The following is a 5308-nucleotide window of genomic DNA, read 5'->3' on the forward strand; positions in this document are numbered from 1 at the left end:
TGCAATCCGGGCCATAGCGTTGTTGCATTTGCACTAAGGTTTTCATTAAATCATCCCGTTGTTGAATCATGGCGACGGGTTGCCATAAGTCATGCATATAGTGCTGTTTAATATGTAATGCACTAAACATGACTTCTACTTTAATGTATTTCTGATTTTCCTTAAATAAAACATCTATTTGCTTTAATGCTGCGCAATTTAAAGCAAGTAAGTCATCGCTTGCATATTCCAGACCTAGTGCATAAGAAATACTCTTTTTATAGGGTGGATTGGGTATCTTTATATAAAGTGAAACATGGACGCAGGCACAAAGTTGCTGTTGTTTAACTAAGCGTTTATGGGCACGGTTAACATGAAAAATGACAGCCTGTTTAATGATTGATTTTTCAGTCAAGGCTGAAGCAAAACTTCGTGATGAAAGGATTCTTTTTGCTGGTATTGCAGGGTCATCTAGTGCAATACAGGATTGACCTTTTAGTTCACGAATGGTCCGTGCAATCAGCACCGAAAATTGCTTGGCAAGATGATGTTCATTGGCAAAAGTTAAGTCATAGCAACTATAAATTTCATAGTCTTGAAGCTGTTTGCTGATTTTACGACCAATGCCCCAAACCTCACTCGCCGGTGTGTCCAAGAGTAAGCTTTCATAACTGCATAAGTCTAAATTCGGTAAATAACACAGAGAATTAAAACCGGTTCTTTTTTTGGCAAAATAATTGGCCAGTTTGGCTTGGGTTTTGGTTGTCCCAATGCCTATACAACAGGGCAAACCCAGCCATTGTTCAATAAGCCTGATTAATTCTCGGCAATAGTGTTCGATATCAAAAAATTCCGAATAACTGCTGAGCTGGATAAAACACTCATCAATCGAATAAGGTTCCAGGTCATCCGGATGAAAGTGCTGTTCCAGAATCGAAAAAAAGCGCCGTGACATATCTGCGTATAAAGGGTAATTACTGGAAAATACTTTTACTCCTCTGGCTAAAGCCTGTTGCTTGACTTCATGCCATGGAATGGCCATACCAATACTTAACGCTTTGGCTTCATTGCTTCGAGAAACGACGCAACCATCGTTATTAGAGAGTACGACCACGGGCTGACCATTTAAACGAGGATTAAATACCCGTTCGCAGCTGACATAACAGTTATTAATATCAATTAAAGCAAACAGTTGTGTTTTCATTTTTTATTCTTGAAATTGTAACGTTTTCAAGATAAGAATAATAAAATTCCAGATCAATTTCAAATTTAAAAAATTTGGAGAATCAAGAGGGCATTCGATAAAGACGTTCAGTGACTTGTAAGGTTCGGTGTACTTCACGTTAATAGCGTAAAGCTGTAATTGAGTGATGCACTAAAAATCAGCAAATTAATATTCTGAAAATTACAATGAATTAAGTCGATACAGTTTGCGGGTTGGTTAAGTCAAAATATCCGTTAGATTAATAAGAGTCGTAATACATACGGCATATCCCTAGCACTCAGAGCTAGTAATCAATCTAAAGGATGGATATGAAAATGGCTAATCAACAACAATCGAATCAGCAAAGCGATAATCAAAAGCATCAACAGCAACAGCAGCAAGACAATCAACGTCAGCAAAATCAGGGTAATCAACGCCAACAGCAGCAAAAGAACCCTCAACAGCAAAAATAATCCTCAGCCTGGCTAAGGATTTAGCATAAAGCCTCAAGTTTACTTGGGGCTTTTGTTGGTCTATTTAAAAGTAAAAATATAATTTATTCCGGTTGCATAGCAATCTATATAACTTATTAGCGTAGTTTTTTTAAAATACAGGTCACGACACCCCAGATCACCAGCTGTTCTTCGCTACGCAAATAAATATCGGGATATTCAGGATTTTCTGCTTTTAACCAGATTTTCAGTTCGCTATTTTTCTGTTTCTCTTTCATTAACCGTTTCACGGTAAATTCATTATTAATTAAAGCGAGAACGATATCGCCATGTTCTGCCTTTAAGCTGCGATCAATTAGAATCTGGTCATCAATATCTATGCCTGCATTCTTCATAGACAGCGAATTTACCCGTAATACAAAGGTACTTGCAGGGTTATGCACCAGATATTGATTTAAATCGATAACATCTTCCGTGTAATCCTGAGCCGGAGAGGGAAAACCTGCTGCAACCGATTCCAAAGGATAAGGAATATCGAGTCGGGTCTGAATCTGTATAGGATGCAGTTCAATCTTCTGACTACGGTCATCTGCTGGTTTGGGTTTTAACCATGACTTGATTTCCAGTACTTTAGACTCAGGCACGCGCATGACTACGGTTTTTTCCTGATACTGGGTTTTGCGACCGGCATTCTTGCGTTTGCCGCCGTGGCCATGTTCAGGACTTATTATCGATTTTGTTGTATCTTGTGGTTTCATGGATATCTTTTTGATTTTGTAACTTTTTCAAGCTTAGCAAAAAATACTGAAAATAAAAAGTTTAGCTATGGGAAATCGTTCTAAGTTAAACTATCACTATTCGGTTTTTATATACCAGAGAAACGCAATGCCAAAAAACTCCCAACAACTTTCACCTTTAGAAGAACTGATTGCAGAACAAAAGTTATTATGTGAAGAATTTGATTCTGCCTATATTCAAGTGAGTGGTGATGACGTCGTAGCCATTGCGGTTCAAACCTTAAATAAAGAACCTATTGTCGGGATTCGTAAAAAGCCTGAAACGGATGAAAATATTGGCTGGTTTATTTATGGTGGTGAACTGGAAGCAGGAGAAGACTTTTTCCAGACCATGACCGTTCGCGAGTTACAGGATATTTTTCCTGAAGCGCTACCATACCTGGCTCTGGCTGAAGGTTTCCGTTTTATGATTGATCGTGAAGACTATGAAGATGTCTGGAAGGAAGATCTATAATCCACAAGCTACTTCATCAGTAGCTTTAATAAGATTCACTGCAAAGCGTTACATTTCTATGTTGGTGTATTTATAGACAATTATGATGACTATGTTAGTATAATAGGCAAATACACCTTGTATAACGGGAGTTGTTCCATGACAGCTTATACCATCATGAAAGCAGGCAAATATGAGGATGACATGATTCCTAAACTTGCCATCCATGCTTTCCGTCATGCCTTTAATAAAGCATGTGCGGCAGCAACGGTCGTGTATGCAAAAGAACAGCAACTGTTACAACGCGAAATGAATGGACAAGAAACCGTAATTGCGGACTTGCATCAAGCATATATTAGTGTTGATCATCTTCCTAAAGTTTTAAAACGCAAAAGAAAACAAGAGGCAGCTGTATAACTGAATGCCTCAACCAAGAATAAGGATGTTTGCCGGTCCTAATGGATCTGGAAAGAGTACCGTCAAAGAATATTTATTGCCCCATCATATTGGGGCTTATTTAAATGCTGATGAACTGGAACAAAATCTTCGCTTGAGTCAGCGACTGCATTTAATGAGCTATCATCCTGCATTAAAAGCTGAAGCCTTAGTTAGTTTCCTTAAACAGAAAAAACGTCCTCAATCTGGACAGCTCGTTGCTTTACTGCAACACGAACCCATCGTGCTCGATAACGGGAATATCCAGTTTCAAGACTCAGAAATAGATTCTTATCTCTGTGCACGGATTATTGACTATATCCGCCTGGAATTTTTGCGCTTAAAAATTAGTTTTACCTTCGAAACGGTAATGTCACATATCTCTAAGGTGGAATTTCTACAACAAGCTCAGCGACAGGGTTTTAAAACCTATTTATATTATGTTTCTACGGTTGACCCAAGAATTAATATTGCCCGGGTTAAATATCGGGTAAGTGTCGGTGGACATCCGGTTCCAGAGCAAAAGATTGTGGAACGTTATTACCGTAGTATGGATTTACTCATGCAGGCGATTGATGCCAGTGATCGTACCTATTTGTTTGATAACTCATCTAACGGTGAAAAAGCGGCTTTTATTGCCGAAATAGAGGCAGCCGAAACATTGAAAATGAACCCAGAAATTCATCAGTTACCGTGGTGGTTTGCAGAAAAAGTACTTAAAGAATTTATAGAAGAATAAAAAATATATTCAGATCCTGGATTTGGGCAAATTTCCCTATCAGTGTGATTTAATCACTACATAGATCAAGCAAAATAAGGCAGAAAAATAATCTATATTTTTAAAAGTCGTAAATAAACAATAAATTAAACAAGATTTACACTGGTCTTGATATTTCTTTGTGCGTGCACGGCGTATAGTGATTTATAGGATAGATATTAATCCTTAGAGAACTAAAGCAAACATGTTTCCATTGATCAATATTTAATCTGAATAAAAGTATAGATTAAATAAAGATATATTGTGTTCTTTGGAGCATTCTCTTATGCATGATTTCTTGTGTTTCTTTATAGATGAAACTCTGCTCGGTCTATCGGTAGCGGGATATTTGTATGTGAATAGCCGTATTGCCGGAATGAGCGGCTTAATTGCACAGGTGCTAAACTTTAACCGTGTTAAAAACCGGCATTTATTTATGTGGTCAGTGGATCCTATCTGTTAGCACTGTACAATCATTGATAGTGTGCTGGATTACGATGCGCCGTCAGCAACAACCCAAACCACGCAGGCAGATTTAATTATCAACTATGTATATCAAAATAGCCTAAGCATAGAATGAATTTTGGATACTCATTTTCATACAAATCACCTCACTGCATCACAACATTAAAAACACAATTGGGCGGCCAAATTGCAATGAATAAAGAAATAGCCATTGTGCAGGAAACCCTTAGTGCTATTTACCATCTGGATATCAAGCGATTTAATGCCAGTCAAAATTTTGATCAGCTGTTTAAAGATAGAGAAACATTTAAAATAAGGGAGTTGAAAGATTATAACATTCCTACAGCAGGACATATGCCTGTATGTTTAAGTATGTCCTTGGTATTGGTGACACCGTATTTGTAGGCGATACCTTCTTTATGCCGGACTATGTCACAGCACGCTGTAATTTTCCAAGGGCAGGGCTGTAAATTTATTTGCTTATCAACTAGATGAGAATACCCAGGTTTTCCTGTTTCATAATTATTTATAAAAAGACCGACAGGATTATTGTCATAAAAGCAGTATTACCGAGCAAAATATAAAAACATTCACTAAAACGAAAATACCTCTAAATCAGATTTTGTTGAGATGCATAGTCGCCGTGATTCGACTTTATCTATTTCCCAAGCAAGAACTTCACCAGTTTTTATCTACATAAATAGCCTAAGCAAAAATAATATTTTAAAAAATTGGCAATTGATTAAATTCCTAATTTACTCAAAAATAATTTCATCTAAAAAGTAA

Annotated in this window: 7 protein-coding genes and 1 pseudogene; 6 read left to right on the top strand and 2 right to left on the bottom strand. The window is 37.3% G+C overall.

Features of this window, described 5'->3' with window-relative positions; all coding sequences use genetic code 11:
* Window positions 1–1183 (bottom strand): Y-family DNA polymerase (locus tag B2Y23_RS04005; RefSeq protein ID WP_291369161.1); only part of this gene is annotated, 1183 nt, incomplete at its 3' end.
* 335 nt (window positions 1184–1518) lie between these two features.
* Between B2Y23_RS04005 and B2Y23_RS04010 the strand changes: the two genes are divergently transcribed.
* A complete protein-coding gene (locus B2Y23_RS04010) occupies window positions 1519–1656 on the top strand; it encodes a hypothetical protein (RefSeq protein ID WP_291369162.1) in 138 nt (45 codons plus the stop codon).
* A gap of 116 nt (window positions 1657–1772) precedes the next feature.
* On the opposite strand, the gene B2Y23_RS04015 is transcribed toward B2Y23_RS04010, so the two are convergent.
* Window positions 1773–2393, bottom strand: a complete 621-nt coding sequence (locus B2Y23_RS04015) for a LexA family protein (protein ID WP_291369164.1) — start codon at window positions 2391–2393, stop codon at window positions 1773–1775.
* 127 nt (window positions 2394–2520) lie between these two features.
* Here B2Y23_RS04015 and B2Y23_RS04020 point away from each other — a divergent pair, with 127 nt between their 5' ends.
* The 5 genes and pseudogenes from B2Y23_RS04020 to B2Y23_RS15445 all read left to right on the top strand — a co-directional run.
* A complete protein-coding gene (locus B2Y23_RS04020) occupies window positions 2521–2886 on the top strand; it encodes an immunity protein Imm33 domain-containing protein (protein WP_291369166.1) in 366 nt (121 codons plus the stop codon).
* 138 nt (window positions 2887–3024) lie between these two features.
* Window positions 3025–3282 carry a hypothetical protein gene (locus B2Y23_RS04025; protein WP_291369168.1) on the top strand — a complete coding sequence of 86 codons (258 nt, stop codon included), beginning with the start codon at window positions 3025–3027 and terminating at the stop codon, window positions 3280–3282.
* 4 nt (window positions 3283–3286) lie between these two features.
* The gene (locus B2Y23_RS04030) at window positions 3287–4039 is read left to right on the top strand and encodes a zeta toxin (protein ID WP_291369170.1); all 753 of its coding nucleotides are present in this window, start codon (window positions 3287–3289) and stop codon (window positions 4037–4039) included.
* A gap of 304 nt (window positions 4040–4343) precedes the next feature.
* A complete protein-coding gene (locus B2Y23_RS04035; RefSeq protein WP_414632116.1) occupies window positions 4344–4520 on the top strand; it encodes a hypothetical protein in 177 nt (58 codons plus the stop codon).
* A 3-nt stretch (window positions 4521–4523) separates the two neighbouring features.
* Window positions 4524–5185: pseudogene (locus B2Y23_RS15445) on the top strand (MBL fold metallo-hydrolase); the annotation flags it as partial.
* Window positions 5186–5308 lie beyond the last annotated feature (123 nt).

Source organism: Acinetobacter sp. UBA5934 (genome assembly GCF_002430855.1).
GTDB lineage: Bacteria > Pseudomonadota > Gammaproteobacteria > Pseudomonadales > Moraxellaceae > Acinetobacter.